At 71.0% G+C, this 25,327-nt stretch carries 23 protein-coding genes; 7 read left to right on the top strand and 16 right to left on the bottom strand.

Translation table 11 applies throughout. The annotated features are described in order from the left end of the window. Positions 1-41 precede the first annotated feature (41 nt). The 4 genes from ACWGST_RS11385 to fdxA all read right to left on the bottom strand — a co-directional run bounded on the left by ACWGST_RS11385 (position 42) and on the right by fdxA (position 2,359). Positions 42-452 (bottom strand): GreA/GreB family elongation factor, encoded by a 411-nt coding sequence (locus ACWGST_RS11385; RefSeq protein WP_452046778.1) that lies wholly within the window; start codon positions 450-452, stop codon positions 42-44. A gap of 297 nt (positions 453-749) precedes the next feature. Then, the gene (locus tag ACWGST_RS11380) at positions 750-1,382 is read right to left on the bottom strand and encodes a superoxide dismutase (protein ID WP_452046777.1); all 633 of its coding nucleotides are present in this window, start codon (positions 1,380-1,382) and stop codon (positions 750-752) included. A 54-nt stretch (positions 1,383-1,436) separates the two neighbouring features. Then, positions 1,437-2,015 carry a flavin reductase family protein gene (locus tag ACWGST_RS11375; protein WP_452046776.1) on the bottom strand — a complete coding sequence of 193 codons (579 nt, stop codon included), beginning with the start codon at positions 2,013-2,015 and terminating at the stop codon, positions 1,437-1,439. Then, positions 2,012-2,359, bottom strand: coding sequence for a ferredoxin (fdxA, locus tag ACWGST_RS11370; protein WP_452046775.1), 348 nt, complete (start codon positions 2,357-2,359; stop codon positions 2,012-2,014). Before fdxA ends, ACWGST_RS11375 begins: the two co-directional genes overlap by 4 nt. Positions 2,360-2,439: 80 nt before the next feature. Here fdxA and soxR point away from each other — a divergent pair, with 80 nt between their 5' ends. Continuing rightward, positions 2,440-2,955: a redox-sensitive transcriptional activator SoxR gene (gene soxR, locus ACWGST_RS11365; protein WP_452046774.1), complete on the top strand. Its 516-nt coding sequence runs from the start codon at positions 2,440-2,442 to the stop codon at positions 2,953-2,955. A gap of 36 nt (positions 2,956-2,991) precedes the next feature. Here the strand turns inward: soxR and ACWGST_RS11360 are convergent, their stop codons facing one another. The 9 genes from ACWGST_RS11360 to msrB form a co-directional block, all read right to left on the bottom strand. Further along, the gene (locus tag ACWGST_RS11360; protein WP_452046773.1) at positions 2,992-4,509 is read right to left on the bottom strand and encodes a PucR family transcriptional regulator; all 1,518 of its coding nucleotides are present in this window, start codon (positions 4,507-4,509) and stop codon (positions 2,992-2,994) included. Beyond that, the gene (locus ACWGST_RS11355) at positions 4,506-5,543 is read right to left on the bottom strand and encodes an S-methyl thiohydantoin desulfurase domain-containing protein (RefSeq protein ID WP_452046772.1); all 1,038 of its coding nucleotides are present in this window, start codon (positions 5,541-5,543) and stop codon (positions 4,506-4,508) included. Before ACWGST_RS11355 ends, ACWGST_RS11360 begins: the two co-directional genes overlap by 4 nt. Positions 5,544-5,552: 9 nt before the next feature. Next, the gene (locus ACWGST_RS11350; protein WP_452046771.1) at positions 5,553-6,650 is read right to left on the bottom strand and encodes a DUF917 domain-containing protein; all 1,098 of its coding nucleotides are present in this window, start codon (positions 6,648-6,650) and stop codon (positions 5,553-5,555) included. Continuing rightward, a complete protein-coding gene (locus ACWGST_RS11345) occupies positions 6,647-7,753 on the bottom strand; it encodes a DUF917 domain-containing protein (protein WP_452046770.1) in 1,107 nt (368 codons plus the stop codon). The genes ACWGST_RS11350 and ACWGST_RS11345 overlap by 4 nt, the downstream gene beginning before the upstream one ends. Before the next feature lies 1 nt (position 7,754). Next, positions 7,755-9,302 (bottom strand): hydantoinase/oxoprolinase N-terminal domain-containing protein, encoded by a 1,548-nt coding sequence (locus tag ACWGST_RS11340; RefSeq protein ID WP_452046769.1) that lies wholly within the window; start codon positions 9,300-9,302, stop codon positions 7,755-7,757. 52 nt (positions 9,303-9,354) lie between these two features. Continuing rightward, positions 9,355-10,698: a purine-cytosine permease family protein gene (locus ACWGST_RS11335; RefSeq protein WP_452046768.1), complete on the bottom strand. Its 1,344-nt coding sequence runs from the start codon at positions 10,696-10,698 to the stop codon at positions 9,355-9,357. A 144-nt stretch (positions 10,699-10,842) separates the two neighbouring features. Then, positions 10,843-12,345, bottom strand: a complete 1,503-nt coding sequence (locus tag ACWGST_RS11330; RefSeq protein ID WP_452046767.1) for a carboxylesterase/lipase family protein — start codon at positions 12,343-12,345, stop codon at positions 10,843-10,845. A 116-nt stretch (positions 12,346-12,461) separates the two neighbouring features. Next, the gene (gene msrA / locus ACWGST_RS11325; RefSeq protein ID WP_452046766.1) at positions 12,462-12,983 is read right to left on the bottom strand and encodes a peptide-methionine (S)-S-oxide reductase MsrA; all 522 of its coding nucleotides are present in this window, start codon (positions 12,981-12,983) and stop codon (positions 12,462-12,464) included. Then, a complete protein-coding gene (gene msrB, locus ACWGST_RS11320; RefSeq protein ID WP_452046765.1) occupies positions 12,980-13,441 on the bottom strand; it encodes a peptide-methionine (R)-S-oxide reductase MsrB in 462 nt (153 codons plus the stop codon). Before msrB ends, msrA begins: the two co-directional genes overlap by 4 nt. Positions 13,442-13,680: 239 nt before the next feature. On the opposite strand from msrB, the gene metH reads away from it, so the two are divergent. Next, a complete protein-coding gene (metH, locus tag ACWGST_RS11315) occupies positions 13,681-17,268 on the top strand; it encodes a methionine synthase (protein WP_452046782.1) in 3,588 nt (1,195 codons plus the stop codon). Here the strand turns inward: metH and ACWGST_RS11310 are convergent. From ACWGST_RS11310 to ACWGST_RS11300, 3 genes are read right to left on the bottom strand one after another with little or no spacing between them, the layout of a single operon-like run. Beyond that, positions 17,265-18,125 carry an ECF transporter S component gene (locus tag ACWGST_RS11310; RefSeq protein WP_452046764.1) on the bottom strand — a complete coding sequence of 287 codons (861 nt, stop codon included), beginning with the start codon at positions 18,123-18,125 and terminating at the stop codon, positions 17,265-17,267. The two genes, metH and ACWGST_RS11310, sit on opposite strands and share 4 nt — an antisense overlap. Continuing rightward, positions 18,122-20,110 (bottom strand): ATP-binding cassette domain-containing protein, encoded by a 1,989-nt coding sequence (locus ACWGST_RS11305; protein ID WP_452046763.1) that lies wholly within the window; start codon positions 20,108-20,110, stop codon positions 18,122-18,124. Before ACWGST_RS11305 ends, ACWGST_RS11310 begins: the two co-directional genes overlap by 4 nt. After that, positions 20,110-20,667: a hypothetical protein gene (locus tag ACWGST_RS11300; protein ID WP_452046762.1), complete on the bottom strand. Its 558-nt coding sequence runs from the start codon at positions 20,665-20,667 to the stop codon at positions 20,110-20,112. Before ACWGST_RS11300 ends, ACWGST_RS11305 begins: the two co-directional genes overlap by 1 nt. 277 nt (positions 20,668-20,944) lie before the next feature. Here ACWGST_RS11300 and ACWGST_RS11295 point away from each other — a divergent pair, with 277 nt between their 5' ends. The 5 genes from ACWGST_RS11295 to ACWGST_RS11275 all read left to right on the top strand — a co-directional run bounded on the left by ACWGST_RS11295 (position 20,945) and on the right by ACWGST_RS11275 (position 25,308). Further along, positions 20,945-21,847 carry an aggregation-promoting factor C-terminal-like domain-containing protein gene (locus ACWGST_RS11295; protein ID WP_452046761.1) on the top strand — a complete coding sequence of 301 codons (903 nt, stop codon included), beginning with the start codon at positions 20,945-20,947 and terminating at the stop codon, positions 21,845-21,847. Between the two features lie 267 nt (positions 21,848-22,114). Further along, the gene (locus ACWGST_RS11290; protein ID WP_452046760.1) at positions 22,115-22,918 is read left to right on the top strand and encodes an aggregation-promoting factor C-terminal-like domain-containing protein; all 804 of its coding nucleotides are present in this window, start codon (positions 22,115-22,117) and stop codon (positions 22,916-22,918) included. A gap of 30 nt (positions 22,919-22,948) precedes the next feature. Beyond that, a complete protein-coding gene (locus ACWGST_RS11285; RefSeq protein ID WP_452046759.1) occupies positions 22,949-23,890 on the top strand; it encodes a YihY/virulence factor BrkB family protein in 942 nt (313 codons plus the stop codon). A gap of 31 nt (positions 23,891-23,921) precedes the next feature. Then, on the top strand, positions 23,922-24,428 hold the full coding sequence (locus ACWGST_RS11280) for a nitroreductase family deazaflavin-dependent oxidoreductase (RefSeq protein ID WP_452046758.1): 507 nt from the start codon (positions 23,922-23,924) through the stop codon (positions 24,426-24,428). Between the two features lie 94 nt (positions 24,429-24,522). Next, positions 24,523-25,308, top strand: a complete 786-nt coding sequence (locus tag ACWGST_RS11275; protein ID WP_452046757.1) for a lysophospholipid acyltransferase family protein — start codon at positions 24,523-24,525, stop codon at positions 25,306-25,308. Positions 25,309-25,327 lie beyond the last annotated feature (19 nt).

Here is a 25,327-nt window from a genome sequence, read left to right as displayed (position 1 = left end):
GGGGTGCATGCACCCCGCGGCATCCGCTCGCTCATGGTATTTCAGCCGAACGGCACCGCTTCGAGCACCGTGACCTGCATGGCGCGGTTCGGCGCCTGATACGAAACGGTGTCGCCGACGTAGCGACCCGTGATGGCCGCGCCGAGCGGCGAGGTCGGCGAGTACACGTCGAGGTCGACGGCCGCGTCGAGGTCGGCGAGCTCACGGCTGCCGAGCAGGAAGCTCGTGGGTTCGGCGTCGTCGTCGAAGCGAACGGTGATGCGCATGCCGGGCTCGACGAGGCCGTCGTCGGGCTTCAGGCCGACCTCGGCATTGCGGATCGTGGCGCGAAGCTCGGTCGCGCGTGCCTGCTCGGTGTCGGTCAGCGTTCGGCCGGGCCGCGAGAGCTCGGCGAGTTCTGCTTCCAGCCGCTCGAACGCGGCCGGGGTCATCCACACGGATTCCGTGGTCATCGCGGAGTTCCTCCCTTTCGGCGACCTCGAGGGTCGCTTGACGCAGAACTTCCCATCTTAGCCGAGACGGGGCATCGAGCAGAACTCAGTTGAGCAGCTCAACCGAGCAGAACTCAGCTCGGTTGCGTCGGCGGGCGGCTCACCGGTTCAGCCAGGCGATGAGCGTGCCGATCGCGGTGAGCACGACGATGGCCGCGAGCGCGTAGCGCCGAAGCTGCACCGAGAGCAGCGCGACCGAGGGGCGCCGGCGCGGTCGGCGCCGGCGCCGTGGCGCGCGAGGGGGTTCGGGCGGAGTGCTCAGCTGGCCCTCGGCACGATCAGACCGGCCGTCGCGGTGCTGGCAGCTGCGAACCGCGCCTGCACATCGGCCCAGTTCACGATCTCCCAGAATGCCTTCACGTAGTCGGCGCGCACATTGCGGTAGTCGAGGTAGTAGGCGTGCTCCCAGACATCGAGCTGCAGCAGCGGGGTCACGCCGAGCGGCGCGTTGCCCTGCTGGTCGAAGAGCTGGAAGATCACGGGGCGCGCGCCCACCGAGTCCCACGCGAGCACCGCCCAGCCAGAGCCCTGCACGCCGAGCGCCGTCGCCGTGAAGTGCGCGCGGAACGCGTCGAACGAGCCGAAGCCGTCGTCGATCGCCGCGGCCAGCTCGCCCGCGGGGGAGCCGCCGCCGTCGGGCGACATGTTCTGCCAGAAGACGCTGTGGTTGATGTGACCGCCGAGGTTGAACGCGAGGTCCTTCTCGAGCTTGTTGACGTTCGCGAGGTTGCCGCTCTCGCGCGCCTCGGCGAGCTGTTCGAGCGCCGTGTTCGCACCCGTGACGTAGGCCTGGTGGTGCTTCGAGTGGTGCAGCTCCATGATCGTCGCCGAGATGTGCGGCTCGAGCGCGGAGTAGTCGTAGGGCAGGTCGGGCAGTGAATAGGCGGGCATCCTGGTGCTTCCTTTCGATGTGCCGCTCGCGGGTGCTTGCGGCGGGCTGACAGCTCAGAGTTCGGGGGTGTCGTGGTCGAGACGGTGGAATCGGCGGTCACGGTAGACGAGCGACGGCGCCTGCTCGCCGAGCAGCACGTCGATCACCTCGGCGACGACGAGCGAGGAACCGCCGACCTGCACCACGTGCAGCGTACGACAGCGCAGCGCCGCGGGGGAGTCGGCGAGCCACGGCTCACCGGTCTCGAGGCGCGACCACCCCTGCTCGGGCGTGAACCGCGGCCGGCCCGAGTGCGCGAACGCCTGCGCGACGTCGACGTGCTGGGCGCCGAGGAAGTGCACGAGCACGCTGTCTGCGGCGAGCAGCCCACCGGCCGAGCCCGTGGCCCGCGTCACCGAGAACGAGAGGGCGGGCGGCTCGGCCGACACCGAGGCGACGCTCGACGCGGTCAGGCCGACGGGGCCGTCGGGGGTCATGCCGGTGATGAGCGCGACGCCCGCCGGGTGATCGCGGAACGCGGTCTTGAACGCGGCGGTGGTGTCGACGGGGGCGGCAGGGGGTGCGGCGGCGGATGCGGGGGGTGCGGCGGCGGTGCGGGTGCTCGGGTCGTTCGAGATCGCGGCGCCCGTCATGAATGCGTCGCCTGCGGCGGCAGCGCCGCGACGATCGGGTGGTCGAAGGGCAGCACGCCGGTCTTCGCCGCCCCACCCGGCGAGCCGAGCGCCGGGGCGCCGCCCGGAGAGATCTCGAAGAACTCGACGTTGGCCTTGTAGTAGTCGGACCACATCTCGGGCAGGTCGTCTTCGTAGTAGATGGCCTCGACGGGGCAGACGGGTTCGCAGGCACCGCAGTCGACGCACTCGTCGGGGTGGATGTAGAGCGATCGTTCGCCCTCGTAGATGCAGTCGACGGGGCACTCGTCGATACAGGCCTTGTCTTTGACGTCGACGCACGGCAGCGCGATCACATAGGTCATCTCGATGTCACCGACTTCACGATTCGCATGCCTCTACCGTAAAACCTCAAGTACCCTTGAAGTCAAATGAAGGGGGTTGGATGTCGCAGCGTGACGCACTGCCGATCGACGCGGGCGGCCCCGTCGACGGGACCGCAGCCGACGAGGTCGCGGCCGGCCGGCACGCGCCCGACGAACTGCTAACCGTCGGCGAGATGAGCCGGCGCACCGGCGTGGCGCCGTCGGCGCTGCGCTTCTACGAAGACCTCGGGCTCATCGCCTCGCACCGCACCGGCGGCAATCAGCGTCGCTACCCGCGGCACATGCTGCGCCGGGTCTCGCTCATCTCGGTCGCCAAGCGCCTCGGCATCCCGCTCTCCGACGTGCAGACGGCGTTCGAGAACGTGCCGCTCGACACGACGCCGAGTCATGAGGACTGGCAGGCGGCGTCGCGCCGCTGGAAGCGGCAGCTCGAACTGCGCCGACTCGGCATCGAACAACTCGAACGCGAGCTGACGGGGTGCATCGGCTGCGGCTGCCTCTCGATGAAGGCGTGCCGACTGCTGAACCCCGACGACGAGCTCGGCGAACACGGCTCGGGGCCGCTGCGGCTCTGAGGTCGCGCGCCAGAGAACACGGCGACCGACGTCGCATCAGCCCGACTCGCGCACGGCCCGGCAGGCGAGGTGCAGCGCGAGCCGCGCCTCGGGATCGGCCATGTCGACGCCGAGCAACTCTTGCGCCCGCTGGATGCGCACCGACACGGTGTTGCGATGCAGCCCGAGCGCCGCAGCCGTCGCCGCGATGCCGGACTCGTGGTCGAGATAGGCCGACAGGGTCTCGAGCAGTTCGCCGCCGCCATCCTGCAGCGGGGCGAGCAGCGACCTCGCGGCGGGTACGAAGGTGTCGTTGCCCGTCCATGCGAGCAGCAGTTGTTCCAGGCCGAGCCCGTCGACGCGCACGAACCAGCCCGTCGCCGAACGATCGACCGCGATGCGCGCGGCATCCGCTGCTTCACTGAGCGACGCCGTGAGGCCGGCGGATCCGTTCTCGACCGAACCGACCCCCGTGGCGACGTTGAAATCGCGGCGGGCGGCCACATGCAGGGCGCGGAGCGCCGTGATGTACCCCTCGACCTGCTGTGCGGCCGGCGGTTCGGCGAAGGTGAGCCACCCGGTCACCCCGCGGCCGCTCGTCGTCGCGTGGGAGTCGGCCGAAACGGCGCCGAGCCCGCGCGTGACGAAGCGCAGCAACTGGAACGTGTCGAGTCGGGCGCGGCCGATGATGCGGAAGGCGAGGTGGTAACCGGCCGTGCGCCATCCGCGCTCGAGCATTCGCCGCTCGACGTCGGCATCCGGCGCACCGCGCAGGTCGATGAAGTCGCGCAGCACCGCCGACGACACCGACGCGTCGCTCACCTCGGCGACCTCGTCGATCAGGATGCGCGCGGCGACCGCCGGCATCGCGACCTCGGCGGCGACCGCCAGGCCGCTCAACTGCGGGTCGCTGAGACCGTCGCCGAAGAAGGCGATTCGCAGCCCCTCACGGCTCGGGCTGTCGACCCGGACGGATGCCGCGGCGCCCGCGCCGGCCCTCGCGAGATCCAGCCACGGCGCGAAGTCGATCGCCGCGTGCACCGATGCATCGAGCCGCCCGCCGGCCTCGAACAGCACGCCCTCGGAATCGACGAGGGCGATTCCGTGGCCGACGCTCGAACTCAGGTGCCGCAGCAGGTCGGAGAGACCTTCGGCGTGGTATTCGATCGACTGGGCGACCTTTCGCACGTAACCGAGGGTGAGCGCGTCGCGGGCCTCGAGCAGGTGCCAGCACGCCTTCGCGAGCTGCATCGGCTTGTCGACGTGCAGGAGCGTCAACCCGAGCCGGGCAGCGAGGCTGCGGCTGCCCGCGCCGAAGTCGTCGGCGCCGGGCACGGCGAGCGCCAGGAACCCGCGGTCCCGGGTGCGGCGGATGAGCGCATCCCGCTGCCACGGGGTGGCGGGAGGGGGAGCGGTGAGGATCGCGATGCCGGCTTCTCCCCGCTCGGGCAGTTCGGCCTCGGTCGTCTCGACGGCGACATCGGCCCACGAGGCGTCAGTCGGACCGGCCACGACCCGCAGGCCGCCGTTGACGGGATGTGCGAGCAGCGCGCTCAGCCGGAGTTCTTCGTTCATGCGACTCCGTCGAGGTCTGCGAGGCCGTACGCCGACGGCACGACGTGGCGAAGGCGCTCGTCGCGCACAGACCACCAGCCCGGTGCCGGCAGTTCGAGCACGGCGACCGTGCGCGCGAGGGTGAGGTCGGTCACCTCGAGGATGTCGCGTGACACCGCATCGAGCACGACGATGATCGTCGGAGCGGAGGCCTCGAGGCGCCCGTCGGTCATGAACGCGAGCGTCTCGGAACGGGTGAGGATGCGATGCACCTGGCCGTGCTCGCCGTCGACGCCGATCGAGTTGACGTAGGGGTCGCGAGGATCGGGCTCGACGGCGGTGATGCGGCCCTGGCCGAGCACCCGGCCGCCGAGTGCCGTCGCCAGCTCGGGCAGGGGAGCCGACCGCGCTCGGAGGAACGCGGTGCCGAGCTCGAGTGCCCGCCGCGTGCTGCCGTGCACCGAGTGCTCGACGAGATCTCCCACCGTGAAGCCGGCGAAGACGGTGCCGCCGACGCCGCCCACCTGGATGATGGCCGAGCGGATCACTCGTTCGAGGTCGATCGGTCGATCGGTCTCGACGAGCATCACCCCGCCCGCGCCGGTGTCGCACGCGGCGATGACGCCGGGCACCCGATCCACGAGCAGCGACATCTGGTCGAGACCCGGCACCGCCCGGCCGGTCAGGTCGGCGTCGACGAGGAGCCGGTCGCCCGCGAGGGTGAACGGGGTGAGTCCGTTCAGACCGCCGCCCTCGAGCGAGCAGACCACGGGCACCGGGTGACCGAGCCAGCGTTCGGCCGCCGCGATCAGCCGCGCGAACGGGGCCGCGCCGGGAAGCCGCTCGCCGAGCAGCATGGTCGAGCCGACGAAGGCCGCGCCGAGGCACGGCAGCGCCGGGTCGAGGTCGCCGAGTTCGTGCAGCGTGACCGGCCAGTGCTCGTCACCGTCCAGCGCCAGCTCGAGCATGGTCGTCGTGCCGCCGCCGCCCGAGCCGAGCAGTGAGAACCCTCGCGCGAGCGCAGCCAACTGAGCGTGCTCGAGGGTTCTCGCCATGCGTCAAGCCTAGGCGCGCGACTCCACCGGCACGAAGGGGTCGGTCAGACCGAACGCCGACGGGCCGAACGCCCGCAGTGCCGCGTCGGTGCGCATCATCTCGGGCGTCGAGATGCCGAGCACGCGAACCCGCTGGCCGTACCGCAGGCCCTCGGTGGTGATCGGCTCCGCTGACTCGTGATCGACGACGCAGATGAGGTCGGGCACGATCGCGACGACCTCGCCGCCCCGCCGCGCCACGAGGTTCTCGTTCTGGAACGAGATCTCGAACGTCTCCGCGCTCGCCGGATCGAGCGGCGAGATCACCGCACGACCCTTCGCGAACCCGTCGGTCGTTCGTCGCTCGACGTCGGTCACCTTGCCGACGAAGAGCTCCCGCATGTGCGAGTAGAGCGTCGGCGCGAGCGTGTCGGCGATCGCCTCGAACGGCGAACGGTGCGATTCGCGGGCGAGGCGGATCGCCCGACCGAGCGCGAGCGCCATCGAGATCGTGCGCGGCACCGCCGTGCGCTTCACGTCGGCGCCGCTCATCGCGTACTCGGCGATGTGCCCGACACCGCCCAGCCGGATCGTGATGCCACGGGCGAGCCACTCCATCTGCCGGTCGTCGTCGCCCGTGTCGATGATGACCTGCTCGCCGCGCTCGCCCGCGAGGGCCAGGGGCGAACCGTGCACCCCGTACACGGCGAACGTCTCCATCGAGAGCTCGGGGAAGGCGCGGCCCATACCGTCGGCGTCGACGACCGGGAGCCCGGTCTCGGCTGCGACGATGAGCGGGATCATCGAGTTGATGCCGCCGCACTCGATCGGCATCGTGGCATCCGCTCGCTTGCCGAGATGCTCTTCGAGGGTGCGGAGTGCGAGCGTCGGCTCGGTGCCCGCCGGGATCTTCTCGATCATGACGGTCGGCGCGCCCATCTGGGCGGTGGGGATGACGAAGAGGTCGTCGTCGAGCTCGTCGGGGTCGAGGATCGTGATCGAGCCGTCGCCGAGCACCCGCTCCACGAGCATCTTGCCGATGTACGGGTCGCCGCCGCCACCGGTGCCGAGCAGGGTCGCGCCGCGGGCGAGGTCGGGCAGGTCGGCCGCGGTCAGCTGCCAGCTCATGCGGCCGCCTCCACGGATGCCCCGCCCGGCGCCTCGACGGTGCCGTCGAAGCGGTGCGAGGGCAGGTCGTAGCCGAAGTACCCGGGGCCCACCATCGCGAGCGCCTCCGGCGAGTGCCAGCGCTCGTCGCTCGGCGCGCTGATCACGCGCACCCGCTGCCCGTAGCGAAGGGCCTCGGTCGTGATCGGCTCGCCCGAGTCGTGGTCGAGCACCATGATCAGGTCGGGGGTCGTCGCGAGGATCGCGCCGTCGTCGGATTCGGCGATCAGGTGCTCGTTCTGGAACGACAGGGTGACCGAGGCATCCGTGCCATCGATGCGCGCCGTGCCGCGTGCGAAGCCGGTCGTGGTCGCGCGCTGCACGTCGACGACCTTGCCCGCGAAGAGCTCGCGGCCGCCGAGCAGTCGGACGGCGGCGTCGACCGGGTCGGCCTTCTCGGCGCGTGCCGCGACGATCGTGCGGCCGATCTCGGCGCAGAGGGTGAGCGAGTCGGGCACGAGTGCTTCGCGGGCTTGATCGCCTGACATCGAGAAGCCGGAGATCATGACGGAGCATCCCATCTCGACGCAGGCGACGCGCGCGATGCGCTCGGTCCAGCTGTTGTCGACCGTCTGCAGCACGCCGGTGTTGCCCTTCTCGTCGCTGAACGCGAGGGGTGAGGCGGTGACGCCGTAGAGCGTCGGCAGCACCATCTGCAGCTCGGGGAAGGCGCGGCCCATGCCGTCGGCGTCGAGCAGCGGCAACCCGAGTGCTGCGGCGGCGGCGATCGGGATCGTGGAGTTCACTCCGCCGATCTCGGCGCACGCGATGTGCGTCACCGGGCGGCCGAGGTAGGTGCCGAGCGCATGCACGGGCGCGGTGACCTCGTCGAGACTCGGCAGCTTCTCGACCATGACGGTCGGAGCGCCCATCATGGCGACGGTCAGCACGACGGCATCGGCTGGCACCTCGTCGAGCGAGACGACCGTGACGTCGCCGTGCTCGAGCAGCGCCTGCGTCGCGAGCAGTGCGCCGATGTAGGGGTCGCCGCCGCCGCCGGTGCCGAGCACCGCGGCCCCGCGGGCGATGTCGGGGATCTGGGCGGCCGTGATCGTCCAGCTCATGTCAGGCCCCCATGTCGAGGTCGCCGACGGCCTTGACGCGGATGCGCGTGGCGTTGCCCGGCAGGTACGGGATGGGAACCTCGTCGAAGTCGACGATCGCGACCGAACGGGGCGAGGCGCCCGCGGCGATCGCCTTGTCGACGGCCTCGGCGCGCACCGCGGCGAGCGCCTCGTCGCGGCGGCCCGGCTCGATCGCGTAGACCTTGTCGATCTCGCCGCCCACCTGGGCGATGGAGGCGCCGATCGCGTTCGCGACGGCGTAGTTCTCTGGCCGGTGCACCCCGCCGAAGAGCGGCAGGGCATCGGGCAGCAGGATCGAGCCGCCGCCGACCGCCACGACCGGGATCGGCTCGGGGGAGGTGCGCATGCGGTCGACGGCCTCGGCGACGCGCTCGGCGATGCGCGCGAGCACACGCTCGACGAGCGCCGGGTCGAGGTGAGCGACCTTCGAGGCGTCGCCCACCTCGGCGCGGCCCGCGGCGACCGCGATGTCGGTCGCGGTCAGGGTCGAACCGCCGAAGACCAGTGCCTCGGTCGTGAGGCGGTAGCCGACCGACTCGGGGCCGACCTCGCCTGTCTCGACGTCGACGATGCTGCCGCCGCCGATGCCGAGCGAGAGCACGTCGGGCATGCGGAAGTTCGTGCGGATGCCCGCGACCTTGACCTCGTTCGACGTCTCGCGCGGGAAGCCGTTGATGAGCAGGCCGATGTCGGCGGTCGTGCCCCCGACGTCGACGACGGCGCAGGTGTCGAGGCCGCTCGTGAGGGCGGCGCCGCGCATCGAGTTCGTCGGGCCCGACGCGAAGGTGGCGACGGGGTAGAGGCGCACGTAGTCCTCGTCCATGAGGGTGCCGTCGTTCTGGCTGAGGAAGATGGGTGCCTCGATGCCCTGCTTGCGCACGGCGGCCGTGAGGCCGTCGACGATCTCCGAGGCGAGCTCGCGCAGCGCCGCGTTGATGATCGTCGCGTTCTCGCGCTCGAGCAGGCCGATGCGGCCGATCTCGTGCGAGAGCGAGATGGCGACGTCCGGTCCGAGCTCCTCGGCGATGATGCGGCCGGCCTCGACCTCGAGGTCGTGGTTGACCGGGCTGAACACCGAGGAGATCGCGACCGAGCGGATGCCGTTCGCCTTCATGTCCGCAGCGTGGCCGCGCAACTCCTCGGGGTCGAGCGGGGAGATCGGGCGGCCGTCGAACTCGTAGCCGCCGTGCGCGAGGTAGCTCTTCGCGCTGATCGCCTCGACGAGCGGCGCCGGCCAGTCGACGAGCGGCGGCAGCGCCTTCGTCGCGGGCAGGCCGAGTCGCAGGGCCGCCGTCGGGGCGAGTCGTTTCGCCTGCACGAGGGCGTTGATGAAGTGGGTCGTGCCGATCATGACCGCATCGATGTCGGTGCCCGCGAACGCGTGGCCCGATCGCAGGTCTTCGATCGCCTGCACGATGCCGCTCGTGACATCCGGAGTGGTGGAGTGCTTGACGCCCGCGAGTACTCGCGTGCCGTCCATGAGCACTGCATCCGTGTTGGTGCCGCCGACGTCGATGCCGATATGCATGGTTCTCGCTTTCTGGGTGGTGCGTGTGATGCGAAGTTCGGGGGACTGTCGACTAGGACCGGGCCGAGACCTGCTCGACGGGCGCCTCGACCTGGTTGGTGCGCGCGGTGCCGATGCCCCTCACCCAGCCGAGCTTGCCGGCGACGATGTAGAGCACCATCGACACGACGAGCGAGAGCACGGGTGGAATGCCCCACGTGACGAAGTAGCCGACGAGCGCGGAGACCACCCAGATGACGATCGTCGCCGGCACGATGCGCGGGGCGGTCTCGGGAAGCCGGCCGGACTCGCGCGTCTCGTCGAGGTCGGTGCGCCAGCGCTTCACCACGAAGTACTCGGCGACCATGATGCCCGCGATGGGCGGGAAGGCGACGCCCAGGATGATGAGGAACTCGGTGAACTGGCCGAGGATGCCGACGGCGGCCAGCACCGAGCCCACGACGCCGAGCACGATCGTCGTGGTCACGCGGTGCAGGTTGCGGTTGAAGGCCGTCGAGATGAAGTTGACGAGGCCGAGCGTCGAGGAGTACAGGTTCCAGTCGTTGATCTTCAGCGTGCCGGTGATCACGATGATGAGGCCGACGAAGCCGATCGACGAGGTCACGATGGCGACGATGTTGCCGGAGGCCGCCGCGTGGGCGAGGAGCACGCCGGCGAGGCCGATCACGAACTCGCCGAGGCTGACGCCGACGACGGTCTGCTTGATGACGTCGGCCTTCGAGCGGTTGAAGCGCGTCATGTCGGCGGTGATGATCGCGCCGACGATGAGGCCGCCGGCGACGATGCCGGTACCGGTCCAGACGCTCATGGCGGGGCCGGGGGCGGGGCCGGTGAGGAGCTCGACGATGTCGTGCTGCGCGAGCTCGCTGATGACCGACCAGCCCACGAGGATGAGGAACAGCGGCACCGTGATGTTCGCGAGCCACTGCATGCCCTTGAAGCCGAACGCGACGATCGCCGTCACGATGAGGCCGAAGATGAGGCTCCACGCCCAGGCGGGCATGACGCCCGGCATGAGCACGTCGAGCGACTCGGCCGAGATGGCGCTCTGGATGCCGAACCAGCCGATCAGGCTGATGCCGATCGCAAGGCCGACGAGCGAGGCGCCGATCTCGCCGAAGCCGGTCCAGCGGGCGAGGAGCGCCGTGTTCAGGCCCTCCTTCTGGCCGATGATGCCGACGATGCACATGATCACCTCGAGGATGATCGAGCCGAGCAGCAACGCAAGCGCAGCTTCGCCGAAGGTCATGCTGTAGCCGAGCGTGGCGCCGAGGAGGAACTGGGAGAGTGCGGAGACCTGACCGAATCGCTGCACTGCGATACCGAACCAGGGCTTCTGCGCCTCGGGGGTGACACGGGAGAGGGCGAAGTCGTCTGCGTGAGCCAAGCGAGCCATGAGCGTCCTTCAAGCTGGGGGAATGTTTTCGCTCACGCTAGTCAGCGAGGAACCACCACCCAATGTGCAGAGTGCACGAAGTTGCTCAGCGATTCGACGTTCTGCACATGCAGTACCGCACATCGGTGCCGCTGCTCGCGGTGCTCACCGATTCGTCGGTGCCGTCGCAGCCGACAGGCCGCCGAGCTCCTGCAGCTCATCGAGACGCGGTGCCGGACCGACGGGGTCGTCGACGCCGTCGAAGACGCGCACGGTGCGTTCGGCGCCCCACTGCGGCCAGCCGGGTGCAACAGACGTCGCGAAGGCGACCCACGCGTCGTGCATGGCCAAGGCGAGCGACTGCGGTGCGGATGCCCCGGCGAGGGCGACCGAGTCGGGCGCGGCCAGCCCGTCGAAGACGAAGCCGAGCTCCACGGCGTGAGCGGCGCCGAGGCCCCGTATCGGGCTCCGCCACGCGAACTCGTAGACCCAGGTCGGGGCGCCGGTCGCTGCGCGCGCATCGGCGATCCGGTAGGCGGAACGCCGCAGCAGCACGTCGGTGAGAATGGCGCCGAAGACCTCGCCGTGCTTGGCCCCAGGCCGGTTCGCGCGATACCGTCGCACCGCCGCCGCGGAGATCTTCGCCGCGCGACGGCCGATGGCCAGGTGCAGTCGCGTGATCTTGTCCACGGCGCCGCTCGGCACGAGCCACAAGCGGTACTCCTCGGTCGTCGTGCCGATGAGGAGGGGCAACTGTGAGGAGGCGCCGGCCGCGAAGGCGTCGGACGGCGATGCGGGCACGAGGTCGCCATCGATCGCGATGGTGAACGCCGGGCCGCCGCCGAGCGGGGAGGCGCCCGTGAGCACCTCGGCCTGAGCCGCCACGAGCCGATCCGGCTCGACCTCCGCGAATGCGTCGCGTGTCGCCGCGATGCCGAGTCGGCGGGCGATGAGGGTGGTGAGCTTCCCGGCGTCTCCTGGCGCCTTCGCCTCGAGCGGCCCGCTCATGACGATCGCCCGCTGCATCACCTCGCTCGCAACGGGCGACGCGGCGAGCGCGGCAACGGTCGCACCGCCCGCCGACTGCCCGAACACCGTGACCCGATCGGGGTCGCCGCCGAAGGCCGCGATCTCGCGCTGCACCCAGCGCAGGGCAGCGAGCTGGTCGTGCAGCCCGAGGTTCAGTGGCGCGCCCTCGAGCACCGAGAAGCCCTCGCTGCCGAGCCGGTAGTTGACGGAGACGAACACCACCCCGTCGCGCGCGAAGGCCGAGCCGTCGTACCCGGGCAGGGCGTTCGAGCCGTGCTTGAGCGATCCGCCGTGCATCCAGACCATGACGGGGTAGGGCGCGCCCGAGACATCCACCGGCGCCCAGATGTTGACGTGCAGGATCTCGTCGCCCGGAATCTCGACCGTCGGCAGCAGCTCGCCGAGCGCGCCGGCGTACGGCACCTGCGGTGCGGTCGGCCCGAAGTCGGTCGCGTCACGCAGACCCGACCACGGTGCGACCGGCGCGGGCAGGCGGAATCGGTGCTCCCCGAAGGGCGGGGCCGCGTACGGCACCCCCAGGTAACGGGCGACGCCGTCGATCGTCTCGCCGCGGAGGGCGCCGGTGGAGGTCTCGACGACACCCTCGAGGGGTGCCCGCTCGTCGCTGAGTGGTTGCACCAGGCCATCCTGCCCGGCCGGCAGGGTTCGCGCCAGATGCGGCACCAGACCCGGCGCCAGACGCACTCGAGCCCTCGACGATCAGTCGATCGCCGAGGGCTCGAGTTCAGGCGGGACTACGCCGCGGGCTCGCTGTCGCGCTTCGGCAGCTTCCAGCCCGGCCGTACGAAGTGGCAGGTGTAGCCGTTCGGGTACTTCTCCAGGTAGTCCTGGTGCTCGGGCTCGGCCTCCCAGAACGGGCCTGCGGGGGAGACCTCGGTCGTCGCGGGGCCCGGCCAGAGGCCCGAGGCGTCGACGTCGGCGATCGTCTCGTACGCGATGACCTCCTGCTCGTCGCTCGTCGGGAAGATCGCCGAGCGGTAGCTCGTGCCGATGTCGTTGCCCTGGCGGTTCTTCGTCGACGGGTCGTGGATCTGGAAGAAGAACTCCAGAAGGTCGCGGAACGACTCGACCTCGGGGTCGAAGACGATCTCGATCGCCTCGGCATGCGTGCCGTGGTTGCGGTACGTCGCGTTCGGCACGTCGCCGCCCGTGTAGCCGACGCGCGTGCTGATGACGCCGGGGCGCTTGCGGATCAGATCCTCCATCCCCCAGAAACAGCCGCCGGCGAGGATCGCGGTCTCGGTTCGTGCGGTCATCGTGCGTTCTCCTGATTCTCGAACAGTGCGCGGTATCGACCGTAGCCCGCCTCGTCCAGCTCGGCGAGCGGGACGAAACGCAGGGCCGCGGAGTTCATGCAGTAGCGGAGCCCACCGGCCTCGGCCGGGCCGTCGTCGAAGACGTGGCCGAGGTGGCTGTCGGCGCCGCTCGACCGCACCTCGACACGCTTCATGAAGAGCGAGCGGTCGGTCTTCTCGGTCACCGCGTCGGGCTCGATCGGCTTCGTGAAGCTCGGCCAGCCCGAACGGCTGTCGTACTTGTCGGTCGAGGCGAACAGCGGCTGCCCCGAGACGACGTCGACGTAGATGCCGGGGTCGTGGTTGTTCCAGTACTCGTTGCGGAAGGCCGGCTCGGTGCCGTCTTCCTGCGTGACCGAGTACTGCTTGGGCGTGAGGCGGGCGATGGCCTCGGGAGTCTTCCGGTAGTCCTGTGACACGTGGTCCTCCTGATTCGACGCCGCCGGCTGCGGCGTCACCAGAGAAAACGACGGCGGGCACGTGAGTGTTCCGCGAATGCGCCCGCGCAGCTGTGGGTTGTCTGTGAGCGGATGCCGCGTGGCCCGGGTGACGACGGAATCGTCACACGCCGAGGCCGAGTTCGCCCGATCGTTACGATTGCCGGGTGAGCGAAGAGACCGTGCAGCGCGCCCCCGCATCCGTCGACATCGAGGGCGCGGTGCGGCCCGAGCGCTCGGTGCACCTGCTCGAGGCGCTCGCCGCGCGGGTCGTCATCGCCGACGGCGCGATGGGCACGATGCTGCAGGAGCACGACCCGAGTCTCGACGACTATCAGCAGCTCGAGGGCTGCAACGAGATCTTGAACGTGAGCCGCCCCGACATCATCGGGCAGATCCACGACGCCTACTTCGAGACCGGCATCGACGCCGTCGAGACGAACACCTTCGGCGCGAACTGGTCGAACCTCTCGGACTACGGCATCGACGACCGCATCGAGGAGCTCGCCGCGGCGGGCGCCGCGATCGCCCGCGAGCGGGCTGAGGCCTGGCAGGCGCGCGACGGCCGCGAGCGCTGGGTGCTCGGCTCCATGGGGCCCGGCACGAAGCTGCCGAGCCTCGGCCACACGACGTACGCCCACCTCAAGTCGACCTTCGCCCTGCAGGCAGAGGGCCTGATCCGCGGCGGCGCCGACGCCTTCCTCGTCGAGACCTCGCAAGACCTGCTGCAGACCAAGAGCGCCGTGAACGGCTGCAAGCAGGCGATCGCCGCCACCGGCGTGCGGCTGCCGATCTTCGTCGAGGTGACGGTCGAGACGACCGGCACCATGCTCATGGGCTCCGAGATCGGCGCTGCGCTCACGGCACTCGAACCGCTCGGCGTCGACGCGATCGGCCTGAACTGCGCGACCGGCCCCGACGAGATGAGCGAGCACCTGCGCCACCTCTCGAAGTTCTCGAACGTTCCCGTCATGTGCATGCCGAACGCCGGCCTGCCGGTGCTCGGCGCGAACGGTGCGAGCTACCCGCTCACCCCCGACGAGCTCGCGACCGCGCACGAGCAGTTCGTGCGCGAGTTCGGCCTGAACCTCGTCGGCGGATGCTGCGGCACCACGCCCGCCCACATGAGCGCCGTCGTCGCGAGGCTGCGCGGGGCCGAGGCATCCACTCTCGCCTCGACGGCCGGGGCGCACGAAAGCGACCCCGGCGTCGCGAGCCTCTACCAGCACGTCAGCTTCGAGCAGGAGAGCTCGTACCTCGCGATCGGCGAGCGCACCAACGCCAACGGCTCGAAGGCGTTCCGCGAGGCGATGCTCGACGGGCGCTGGGACGACTGCGTCGAGATCGCCCGCAACCAGGTGCGCGACGGCGCCAACCTGCTCGACGTGTGCACCGACTACGTGGGCCGCGACGGCGCCGCCGACATGCGCGAGATCGTCTCGCGACTCGCGAGCGCCTCGACGTTGCCCCTCGTGGTCGACTCGACCGAGCCGGCCGTGCTGCAGGCGGGGCTCGAGCTCATCGGCGGGCGGCCCGTCGTCAACTCGGTGAACTTCGAAGACGGCGAAGGGCCGACGAGTCGCTTCGCACGCATCATGCCGCTCGTTAAAGAGCACGGCACCGCGGTGATCGCCCTCACGATCGACGAAGAGGGGCAGGCGCGCACGACCGGGCACAAGGTCGCGATCGCCTCCCGACTCGTCGACACGCTCGTCGGCGAGTGGGGCATGCGCGTCGACGACATCATCGTCGACGCCCTCACCTTTCCGATCGCGACCGGGCAGGAGGAGACGCGGCGCGATGCCATCGAGACGATCGAGGCCATTCGCCAGATCACGGCGAAGTACCCCGGCATCAACACGACGCTCGGCGTCTCGAACGTGTCGTTCGGGCTGAACCCGGCCGCGCGTTCGGTGCTGAACTCGGTGTTCCTGCACGAGGCGGTCGAGGGCGGCCTCACGAGCGCGATCGTCGACGCGGCCAAGATCGTGCCGCTCGCCTCGGTGCCCGAAGACCAGCGCAAGGTCGCCCTCGACCTCGTCTGGGACCGTCGCGAGTACGACGCCGACGGCGCCCTCACCTACGACCCGCTCGTGGCGATGCTCGACCTGTTCGCGGGCGTCGACATGGCCACGATGCGCGACGCGCGCGCCGCCGAACTCGCGGCGCTTCCCGTCGCCGAACGCCTCGAACGCCGCATCATCGACGGCGAGGCCAAGGGACTCGAAGCCGACCTCGATCTCGCGCGCGCCGGCGGGCTCAGCGCGATCGACATCATCAACCTGCACCTGCTCGAGGGCATGAAGGTCGTCGGCGAACGCTTCGGCTCGGGCGAGATGCAACTGCCGTTCGTGTTGCAGTCGGCCGAGGTGATGAAGAGCGCCGTCGCCCTGCTCGAGCCGCACATGGAGAAGTCCTCTGCCGGCGGCAAAGGCAAGATGGTCATCGCCACGGTGCGCGGCGACGTGCACGACATCGGCAAGAACCTCGTCGACATCATCCTCTCGAACAACGGCTACGAGGTGATCAACCTCGGCATCAAGCAGCCCATCGCCGACATCATCAAGGCGGCCGAAGAGCATGACGCCGACGTGATCGGCATGTCGGGCCTGCTCGTGAAGTCGACCGTGGTGATGAAGGAGAACCTCGAGGAGCTGAGCGCCAGGGGGCTGAGCTCGCGCTGGCCGATCATCCTCGGCGGCGCCGCGCTCACCCGCACCTACGTCGAAGACGACCTCGCGGGCATCTTCGACGGGCAGGTGCGCTACGCCCGCGACGCGTTCGAGGGGCTCGCGCTCATGGAGCCGCTCGTGGCGATCGCCCGCGGGGCCGACCCTGCGACCGTGGGGCTGCCGCCGCTCAAGAAGCGCATCCACCGGCCCGGGCTGCTGACGGTCACCGAGCCCGAAGAGATGCCGGCACGATCGGATGTCGCGGCCGACAACCCCGTGCCGACACCGCCGTTCTGGGGCACCCGCATCGTCAAGGGCATCGCGCTCGCCGAATACTCCGCGTTCCTCGACGAGCGCGCGACCTTCATGGGGCAGTGGGGCCTGAAGCCGAGCCGTGCCGACGACGGCGCGAGCTACGACGAGCTCGTCGAGACCGAGGGTCGCCCGCGCCTGCGGTACTGGCTCGACCGCATCCTCGCCGAGGGGCTGCTCGACGCCTCGGTCGCCTACGGCTACTTCCCGGTCGTCGCCGAGGGCGACGACCTGGTCGTGCTGCACCACGGCGACGACCCCGAGGGGGTGCTCGGCGCGGCCGGCCTGCTCGCGCCCGACGGCGGATCGGGCGGGCCGATCGGCGGCGACCGACTGCGATTCCACTTCCCGCGGCAGCGTCGCGACCGCCACCTCTGTCTCGCCGACTACGTGCGCTCGCGCGACTCGGGCCGGGTCGACGTCGTCGCCATGCAGCTCGTGACCGCCGGACAGCGAGTCAGCGAGGCGACCGCGAAGCTCTTCGCCGAGAACCGCTACCGCGACTACATGGAACTGAACGGGCTCGCCATGCAGCTCACCGAGGCGCTCGCCGAGTACTGGCACTCGCGCGTGCGCGACGAGCTCGGCTTCGGCGGCGAAGAGCCCGACGACGTCGAGAGCCTCTTCAAGCTCAAGTACCGCGGTGCGCGTTTCTCGCTCGGCTACCCGGCCTGCCCCGACATGGAGGACCGCACCAAGGTCGTCGAGCTGCTGAAGCCCGAGCGCATGGGCGTCGTGCTCTCTGAAGAGCTGCAGCTGCACCCCGAGCAGTCGACCGACGCATTCGTCTTCCACCACCCCGAGGCGAAGTACTTCTCGGTCTAGAGTCTCGACCGCGCCGGCAGCTTCGCCCGCCGGAGCGCCGCAAGCACGGCCGGGCCGATCAGTACGATGCCGACGACGGTCGTGACCGCGCGGACCGTGTCCCAGGTGAGCGTCGAGGTCACGAGCGAGTACAGCGCGAACGAGGCGAGGTTCTCGCCGATCGGCGCCGACCCGTCGTACGAGATCTCGGTGCCCATGCCGACGGCGAACGGCCAGAACCAGATGTTCATGAGCAGGCCGAAGGCGTAGGCCGCGACGGCGCCGTAGGCAGCGAGCATCGCGATCTCGAGCGCCGTCGCACGGCGCACGGCGGCGGTCGTCGCGGCCCGCGGGCGGATCGCCGGCAGCAGCCCGGCGCCCGCGGCCACCCAGGCGCACGTGAACATCTGAAACGGCGTCCACGGGCCGAAGCCGCCCCACAGCACCGAGGAGACGGCGATCGTGAGCATGCCGAGCAGGAACCCGAACCGCGCGCCGAACGCCCGACCCCCGAGGATCAGCAGGATGAACACCGCCTCGAGGCCGCCGACCCCTGCGCCCGCGATGCGGATGCCCGCACCGATCGCCGCGAGCACGCCGAGGAGCGCCACCGCCTTTGCCGAGTGCATCTGCCGATCGAGGGCGGCGAGCACGACGGCGATGACGGCGGGCAGCACCGCGAAGGCCACGAACGGCGCGGCACGCTGCGCATCCGCCGGCACCGCGGTCGCGACGAGCGGCCACCCGAACGCGGCGAGGGCGAGCAGGCTGCCGGTCACGAGTGCGAGCGTGGTGAGCGACTCGCGCCGTGTGCTGTGCGCCGCAGGCTGTGCGCCGCGGCGCTGCTGCACACGGTCGGCCCGCTCGATCACGGTCATGCGATCACCGCCGCGGGCTGCGAAACCGACGACACCGTGCCGCGGTCGATCGAGAGCGCACGGCTCGCGTACCGCGCGGCGAACTCACGGTCGTGCGTCGCGAACAGCACCGCCCTGCCCGTGCGACCGACCCGCACGAGCGCCTCGCCGACGAGCCTTCGTGCCGCGGCATCGAGACCGCGGGCCGGCTCGTCGACGAGCAGCACCGCGGGCGAGGGCGCGAGCTGAATCGCGATCGCGAGGCACAGGCGCTCGCCCGCCGAGAGGTCGCGGGGGTGGCGCAGCAGCGACGACGCGTCGAGATCGCGACCGAGCAGCGCGGTGAAGGTCGTCGCCGTGGGTGTCGCCGGCGTAGTGCGACGGTCGGCCCGGTGGCACTCGCCCGCGACGGTCGTCGCGAAGAAGAGGTCATCGAACTGCTCGGGCACGAGCGTGATCGCACCGCGCCGCGCCGGCGGGCTGAGCGCCGCGACGTCGACACCGTCGATCGACACGCGCCCCGCGGCATCCGGCACCGCCATCGCACCCAGCAGGCTGGACTTGCCGGCCCCGTTCGACCCGGCGATCGCGACCACCTCGCCAGGCGACAGCTCGAAGCTCGCGGCGCGCACCGCGATCGCGTCGCCATGTCGGGCGTCGAGGCCCCGAATCGAGGCGAGCGGATGCCGCGGCCCCGGCGCCGTGCGATCGCCCGCGTCGATCGGGGTGGCGGCGGCAACGCGAGCCGACCCGTCGGGCGGAGCCGCGAGCACGGGGTCGTCGTACGGGCCGGCAGTCGGCTCGGCGGCCTCGGCGACTCGGGCATCTCGGATCTCGAGCCAGATGTCGGCGATGCCCTGCCACTCGGCGGTGCGGTGCTCGGCGATCACGACGCAGGCGCCCGACTCGTGCGCAACCGCGTCGAGCACCGCGCAGACCCGCAGGCGTGCCGCGGCATCGAGCTCGGCGAGCGGCTCGTCGACGAGCAGCAGCGCCGGCTTCGACACGAGGGCCGCAGCGATGGCGACGAGCGTCGCCTCTCCGGCCGAGAGTGCGGTCACGGGCCGGTCGAGCAGGTGGTCGATGCCGAGTTCTTCGGCCGTGCGGTGAACCCGTTCGGCGATGAGCGTGGATTCGAGCCCGTGCGTCGTGAGCGCGAAGCCGATTTCGTCACGCACCGTTTCGGCCGCGAACGAGAGGCGCACCTGCTGGGCGACGGCGCCGACGACACCCGCCGTCTCGCGCGGAGGATGATCGTGCCGGTCGAGCCCGCCGATCTCGATGAGTCCACGCTGCCGGCCGCCCTCGAAATGCTGGAAGAGGCCGCTCATCGCGTCGAGCACGCTCGACTTGCCCGAGCCGGTCGCGCCCGTGACGACCGTGAGGGTGCCGGGCGAGAGCACGAGATCGACGCCGTCGAGCCGCCAACCGCCGCCCTGGTCGAGTGAGACGGCGCTGAACCGCGCCGGTTGTTCGGCATCGAACCTCGGCCTCGCGGATGCCGCGAATCCGCGCACCTCCATCGAGGCGGCGAGCGCGAGCGCTCGCTCGATCGTGTGCTCGAACACGGGCACGAGGAGGGCTGCCGGCCCGCGTTCGCCGCGAAGCGCGGCCGCGCGGCGCACCCGCCGCACCGAGTGCGCGAGCGCAGGCGCGGTGGCCCAGGCGATGACGAGGGCGCGTGAGACGGCGCGAATCGGGCCGCGGGTCGAGCCGCGCACGAAAAGGCGCTGCACGTCGATGAGGGCGTTGAGCACGCCGAAGGTGAGGATGACGGCTGCGAACGGCACTGCGCTCACCGCCGCGTTCCAGAGGCCGCCGGTCGTGATCGGCCCGAAGAGCGCGATGTGCGCGAACGGGCCGTCGAGCGGAACCTTCGGCAGATCGACGAGCAGGGCTCCGCCGCCGGACGCGCCGCCGAACACCACACGGTAGGCGACGCGCGACACGACGAACACCGCCGCGACGATCGCCGCAGCCCGCAGAGGTGCCGCGCGGTACCGCATCAGCCGGCCGGGGTGGGTGTCTCCGTGCCGGTGGTGTAGACGAGACCGATGCTCTGCCCCGGCTCGAGCTCGAGGGAGCCGAGCCCCTCCTGCGCATACTCCCACTCGGCGTCGGCGGCGGGCTTCACCCAGAGCGCCCAGTAGGCGTAGGCGGGCGGCATCGACTGGCACGACTCGACGAACGACGCCTCGCCGGCGACCTCGACGGTCTCGTCGGCGCCGGGCCGGTCGTTCACCCGGCAGACGATCGCGTCGCCCCACTCGGCCGAACCCTCGGTCGTGACGCCGGCCTCGTCGAGCGCCGACGACGCGCCGGTGCCGGCGGACGCGTCGATGCAGCTCGACACGCGTTGCGCCTCGAGCAGGCCGAAGTCGACGACGACGCCGACGCCCTCGCAGTCGGCGAGGGTGTCGGCTGCTGCGGCGGAGGCGGCGTCATCGGCCGAGTTCGATGCCGATGACGATGCCGATGCGGGTTCGGGCGCAGGGGCCGATGCGGCACAGCCGCAGAGGGCGAGCACGCCGATCACGAGAAGGGGCAGAAGAGGGGAACGCACGTCGACCACCCTACTCACGCGCATCGGCGCGGCCCGCCGCGTGAAGCCGTGTGACTCCGGGCGCGACGCCCGGCGTGACTCAGGGCGCGACTCAGGGCGTGCGCGGTGCCCGGCCGTGGCACCCGATGGGGTGACATCTGTCACCGAGGGCTTGCAAAGCCGAGGAACCCTTCGGTTACCCTGTTCGGATTGGCAACTTCCGCGGGCGGAAGACGCTCGCGGATCGCTGCACGATGGGGGATCGGCCGGTGCGTCGCGTCCCCCGCTGGGGAGAAGCATGAATGAAGCGTCCGGAATCTCGACCGCACGGCCCACGACGGGCGGAACGACCGGACCGCGTCTCCCGCGCGGGCGCACGCCGAAGCGGCGCTGGCGGGCAGTCGCCTCGGCAGCCGCGGTGCTCGGGCTCGCCGCGGTCGCGGGCACGGGCATGGTCGGCGGTGAGGCCGACGCCGAACGCGCGGTGGGCATCGCGGAGACGGCTGAGCTCGCGGCGGCGACCGACCTGGATGCGAGCCAACTGGGCGCGCACGAGGGAATCCTCACGGCCCGGGCCGCGAACGACGCCTCCGATGCGCTCAGCGCCGCTGCAGCCGTGCTCGCCGCGGCGAGCGGCAAATCGGATGCCTCGGGCCTCGAAGCATCCGTCGCCGCACTGGAGTCGTTTCAGTACCTCGCGCCCGAACGCGTCTTCGCCCTCGCGGACGCGACCCGCGCTCACGCCGCCACGGTGGAGGCCGCGGTCGCCGAATTCGACCGGGTCGCGGCAGAGCAGGCCGCGGCGGCGGCCGCCGCGCAGGCCGCGGCCGAACGTGCCGCCGCCGAACGCGCCGCGCAACCGCCGGCCGGCGAGCCCGCCCCCGCCGCACCCGTGAACCCGAGTGAGGCACAGGTCATCGCCCGCGACATGATGGCGGCGAGCTACGGGTGGGGCGACGACCAGTTCGGATGCCTCGTGGCCCTCTGGAACAGGGAGTCCGGGTGGAATGTCACCGCGGGAAGCCCCGGTGGCGCCTACGGGATTCCGCAGGCGCTGCCCGGCAGCAAGATGGCCTCCGCGGGGGCCGACTGGCTGACGAGCGCGGCCACGCAGATCCGCTGGGGCCTCGGCTACGTCGCGGGCAGATACGGCACGCCCTGCGGGGCGTGGGCGCACTTCCAAGCGAACAACTGGTACTGAAGGCGACCGCCCCGCACCCATGACTTTCACAGGAGAAGCTGAGGTTCTGTCCAGAAGGCCTCGGCAGACTGGCCACTTCGCCCGGGCGCCCCCGCCCGTGGAACGTCGAACAAGGGTCGTCGAGCGCTGTGCGCCGTGGCGATCCGCCTCGTGAAAGTCATGCAGAACCAGTCTTCTTCCTCTGAAACCACCCAGTCCGAAGCCCGCAAGAACGGAGCACTCCGCCCGCGGGCGCGCCGCAACCGTCCACTCTGGCGTAGCGCTCCGATGCTCGCGGCCGGTGCCGTCGTCGCCGTCGGCGCCATGGTCGGCACCGGCTTCGCCGTGCAGTCCGCCGTCGCCGCGACGAACGACAGCATCGCCGTGACCGATGCGCTGCGCGACGCCGCGAACCTCGATGTCGAGCAGCTCGGCTCGCACGCCGGCATCCTCGAGGCCCGCGCCGTCAAGACCGCGAACGACACGCTCGCCGCGGCGAACGACACGATCGCCGCGGCGCAGGGCAAGGCCGATGCCACGCAGCTCACGTCGTCGGTCGCCGCACTCGGCAACTATCGTCTGCTCACCCCCGAGCGCGTCTTCGAGCTCGCCGACCGCACCGAGGCGCACGCGCAGCCGGTGCGGGCCGCCGTGGCCGAAGCCGACCGCATCGCCGCCGAGCAGGCCGCCGCAGCTGCGGCCGCCGCCGCGGCAGCGGCCGCCGCAGCCGCAGAGGCGGAGGCTTCGGCGCCGTCGACCGGATCGCGACCCACCGGGCCTGCGAACCCCAGCGGCGCCCAGGCGATCGCCCGAGACCTCATGGCCTCGATGTACGGATGGGGCGACGACCAGTTCGGCTGCCTCGTCTCGCTCTGGAACAAGGAGTCGGGCTGGAACGTCTACGCCTCGAACTCCTCGAGCGGCGCCTACGGCATCCCGCAGGCCCTGCCCGGCAGCAAGATGGGCACGGCCGGCAGCGACTGGCAGACCAACCCCGCCACCCAGATCACCTGGGGCCTCGGCTACATCGCGGGCCGCTACGGCACGCCGTGCGCCGCGTGGGACAAGTCGGAGTCGTCCGGCTGGTACTGATCCACGCCGTCTCCTCGGTAGCCTGACGGCATGACCGAACGCGACGGCGAGGGCGGGAAGCCGGCGAAACACGGCCCCTTCGCCCGGCTCGTCGCGCTCGGTACGCGGCTGACGCACTGGGCGCTCGCCCTGAAGCCCGCGCGCGCCTTCACGCTCTACCTCGAGCGCCACGGGCCCATGCTCGCCGACAGCGTCACGTATCGGGTGCTGTTCTCGGTCTTCGCCGGCGTGTTCCTCGGCTTCGCGATCGCCGGCATCTGGCTCGCGGGCAACCCCGACGCGCTCGAGGCACTCGTCGAGACGGTCGACGCGGCGATTCCGGGGCTGTTCGGCGAGGGCGGCATCATCGCGCCCGGCGACGTCGTGCAGCCGCTGACCCTCAGCATCGCCGGCATCCTCGCCCTCGTCGGTCTGGTCGGCGCCGCGATCGGTGCGATCGGTTCGCTGCGCACCGCGTTCCGCCGACTCGGCGACCAACCCGACGACCAGACCTTCTTCGTCTGGGTGATGGCCCGCGATCTGCTGCTCGCGATCGGGTTCGGCGCCGGGTTCGTCGCCGCCGCCGCCGTGACCGTCTTCAGCACGACGGCACTCGGCAGCCTGCTCGGCTGGCTCGGCGTCGCACACCACGATGCCGTCTTCGATGCGGCCTCGCGCTTCGTCTCGATCGCCGTCACCTTCACGATCGACACGCTGCTGATCGTCGTCATGTTCCGGCTGCTGTCGGGCATGCGGCCGGGTGCGCGTCCGCTCTGGACGGGTGCGCTGCTCGGCGGTCTCGGGCTGTCGGTTCTGCAGGTGGCGTCGAGCCTCTTCGTCGGCGGGGCGTCGAGCAATCCGCTGCTCGCCTCCTTCGGCTCGCTCATCGCCCTGCTCATCTGGTTGAACCTGTCGAGCCAGGTCATCCTGATGGCCGGCGCCTACATCGTCATTGGCGCCGACGACGAGCGACGGGGCGCCGACGACTCGTGACGCGGGGCGCCGTGACCTACACAATGGGTGGATGCCCATCGTGCTGCAGCTCGTCCGTTCCGTGGTGTCGCCGCTGACCCGCACTCGTCTCTTCCGGTGGGCCGCCCCGCGCGTGCTGCCGCCGGCCGAGCGGCTGATCGGCGCGGTCTCGAGCAGGAGGGTGCAGCTCAGCGCCTTGCTCGTGCCGTCGCTCGTACTGCACACCACGGGGGCGAAGAGCGGCGAGCCGCGCGACACCGCGCTCATGTACACGGCCGACGGCATGGGGCGCGCGATCGTCGCCGGCACGAGCTTCGCCCGTGACCGGCATCCCGGCTGGACCTACAATCTGCTGGCCCGCCCTGACGCCGCGATCACGGTTCGAGGGCGCAGGATGCCGGTGCACGCGAGCCTCATCGGCGACGACGAGCGCGATGCGGCCTGGGCGCGCATCGAAGCGCAGTGGCCGGGCTATCGGGCCTACGAACGGGAGTCGGGCCGAGTGGTGCGGCTGTTCCGGCTGCAGCCGGTCGCAGGGCCGCACCGCGCGTCGATGTGACGGCCAGAGGTTCGGCGAGGATCGGGCAGCGAGTGGCGAGTTGTTCCGGCCACGAGCGCAGCTCGCGCCCAGTGCCGAGGAATACGCTGTGCATATGACGCGACGCCCGAGTGACCCGATCTACAGCACGGCGATCGCCGCCGGGCGCGCGCTCTTCGGATTCTGGGGGCTGAAGCGCCGCGTGACCGGCGCCGAGCACGTGCCCGCGACCGGCGGCGCCGTGATCGCGATGACGCATTTCGGCTACTTCGAGTTCGCGCTCGTCGAGTGGGCGACGTGGCTGGCCAATCGCCGCCGCATCAGGTTCATGGCGAAGCAGAGCGTGTTCGACAAGCCGGTCGTCGGATCGATGCTCCGCAGCATGAAGCACATCCCGGTCGACATGAAGGCCGGTGCCGCGGCCTACGCGAAGGCGGTCACGGCACTGCGCGAGGGCGAGTTGCTCGGCGTCTTCCCCGAGGCGGGTGTGAGCGCGTCGTTCACCGTACGCGAGCTCAAGACGGGCGCGGCACGTCTCGCCGCCGAGTCCGGTGCGCCGATCATCCCGGTCGCCGTCTGGGGCGGTCATCGCCTGATGACGAAGGGGCACAGGGTCGGGTTCTTCGAACGATTCGGGGTGCCGGTGAGCTTCGCCTTCGGCGAGCCGATCGCCGTCTCGGCCGATGAAGACCCGCACACGGTCACCGAGCGCCTGCGTGCGACGCTGCAGCGCATGGTCGACCGACTGCAGGCCGACTACCCCGACGACGGCACGGGCAAGTGGTGGCAGCCGAGATCGCTGGGCGGTACGGCGCCGACGCCCGAGGCGGCCGCCGCCGCCGATGCCGCGAGGGATGCCGCCCGCGAAGCGGCTCGGGCCTCTCGCCGCGAGCAGCGCTGACTCGTACCGTCTCGCTGAG

This window comes from Agromyces sp. NPDC055520, from assembly GCF_053619715.1.
This window is presented reverse-complemented; position numbering and strand designations above follow the sequence as displayed.

Coding starts and splice junctions, on each gene's coding strand:
- ACWGST_RS11285 (WP_452046759.1), top strand. CDS start 22,949: ATGACCGAACGCGACGGCGAGGGCGGGAAGCCGGCGAAACACGGCCCC.
- ACWGST_RS11360 (WP_452046773.1), bottom strand. CDS start 4,509: ATGAACGAAGAACTCCGGCTGAGCGCGCTGCTCGCACATCCCGTCAAC.
- ACWGST_RS11380 (WP_452046777.1), bottom strand. CDS start 1,382: ATGCCCGCCTATTCACTGCCCGACCTGCCCTACGACTACTCCGCGCTC.
- ACWGST_RS11385 (WP_452046778.1), bottom strand. CDS start 452: ATGACCACGGAATCCGTGTGGATGACCCCGGCCGCGTTCGAGCGGCTG.
- ACWGST_RS11375 (WP_452046776.1), bottom strand. CDS start 2,015: ATGACGGGCGCCGCGATCTCGAACGACCCGAGCACCCGCACCGCCGCC.
- ACWGST_RS11355 (WP_452046772.1), bottom strand. CDS start 5,543: ATGGCGAGAACCCTCGAGCACGCTCAGTTGGCTGCGCTCGCGCGAGGG.
- fdxA (WP_452046775.1), bottom strand. CDS start 2,359: ATGACCTATGTGATCGCGCTGCCGTGCGTCGACGTCAAAGACAAGGCC.
- ACWGST_RS11280 (WP_452046758.1), top strand. CDS start 23,922: ATGCCCATCGTGCTGCAGCTCGTCCGTTCCGTGGTGTCGCCGCTGACC.
- soxR (WP_452046774.1), top strand. CDS start 2,440: ATGTCGCAGCGTGACGCACTGCCGATCGACGCGGGCGGCCCCGTCGAC.
- ACWGST_RS11345 (WP_452046770.1), bottom strand. CDS start 7,753: ATGAGCTGGACGATCACGGCCGCCCAGATCCCCGACATCGCCCGCGGG.
- msrA (WP_452046766.1), bottom strand. CDS start 12,983: ATGACCGCACGAACCGAGACCGCGATCCTCGCCGGCGGCTGTTTCTGG.
- ACWGST_RS11295 (WP_452046761.1), top strand. CDS start 20,945: ATGAATGAAGCGTCCGGAATCTCGACCGCACGGCCCACGACGGGCGGA.
- ACWGST_RS11350 (WP_452046771.1), bottom strand. CDS start 6,650: ATGAGCTGGCAGCTGACCGCGGCCGACCTGCCCGACCTCGCCCGCGGC.
- ACWGST_RS11340 (WP_452046769.1), bottom strand. CDS start 9,302: ATGCATATCGGCATCGACGTCGGCGGCACCAACACGGATGCAGTGCTC.
- ACWGST_RS11290 (WP_452046760.1), top strand. CDS start 22,115: ATGCTCGCGGCCGGTGCCGTCGTCGCCGTCGGCGCCATGGTCGGCACC.
- ACWGST_RS11275 (WP_452046757.1), top strand. CDS start 24,523: ATGACGCGACGCCCGAGTGACCCGATCTACAGCACGGCGATCGCCGCC.
- ACWGST_RS11310 (WP_452046764.1), bottom strand. CDS start 18,125: ATGACCGTGATCGAGCGGGCCGACCGTGTGCAGCAGCGCCGCGGCGCA.
- ACWGST_RS11305 (WP_452046763.1), bottom strand. CDS start 20,110: ATGCGGTACCGCGCGGCACCTCTGCGGGCTGCGGCGATCGTCGCGGCG.
- ACWGST_RS11335 (WP_452046768.1), bottom strand. CDS start 10,698: ATGGCTCGCTTGGCTCACGCAGACGACTTCGCCCTCTCCCGTGTCACC.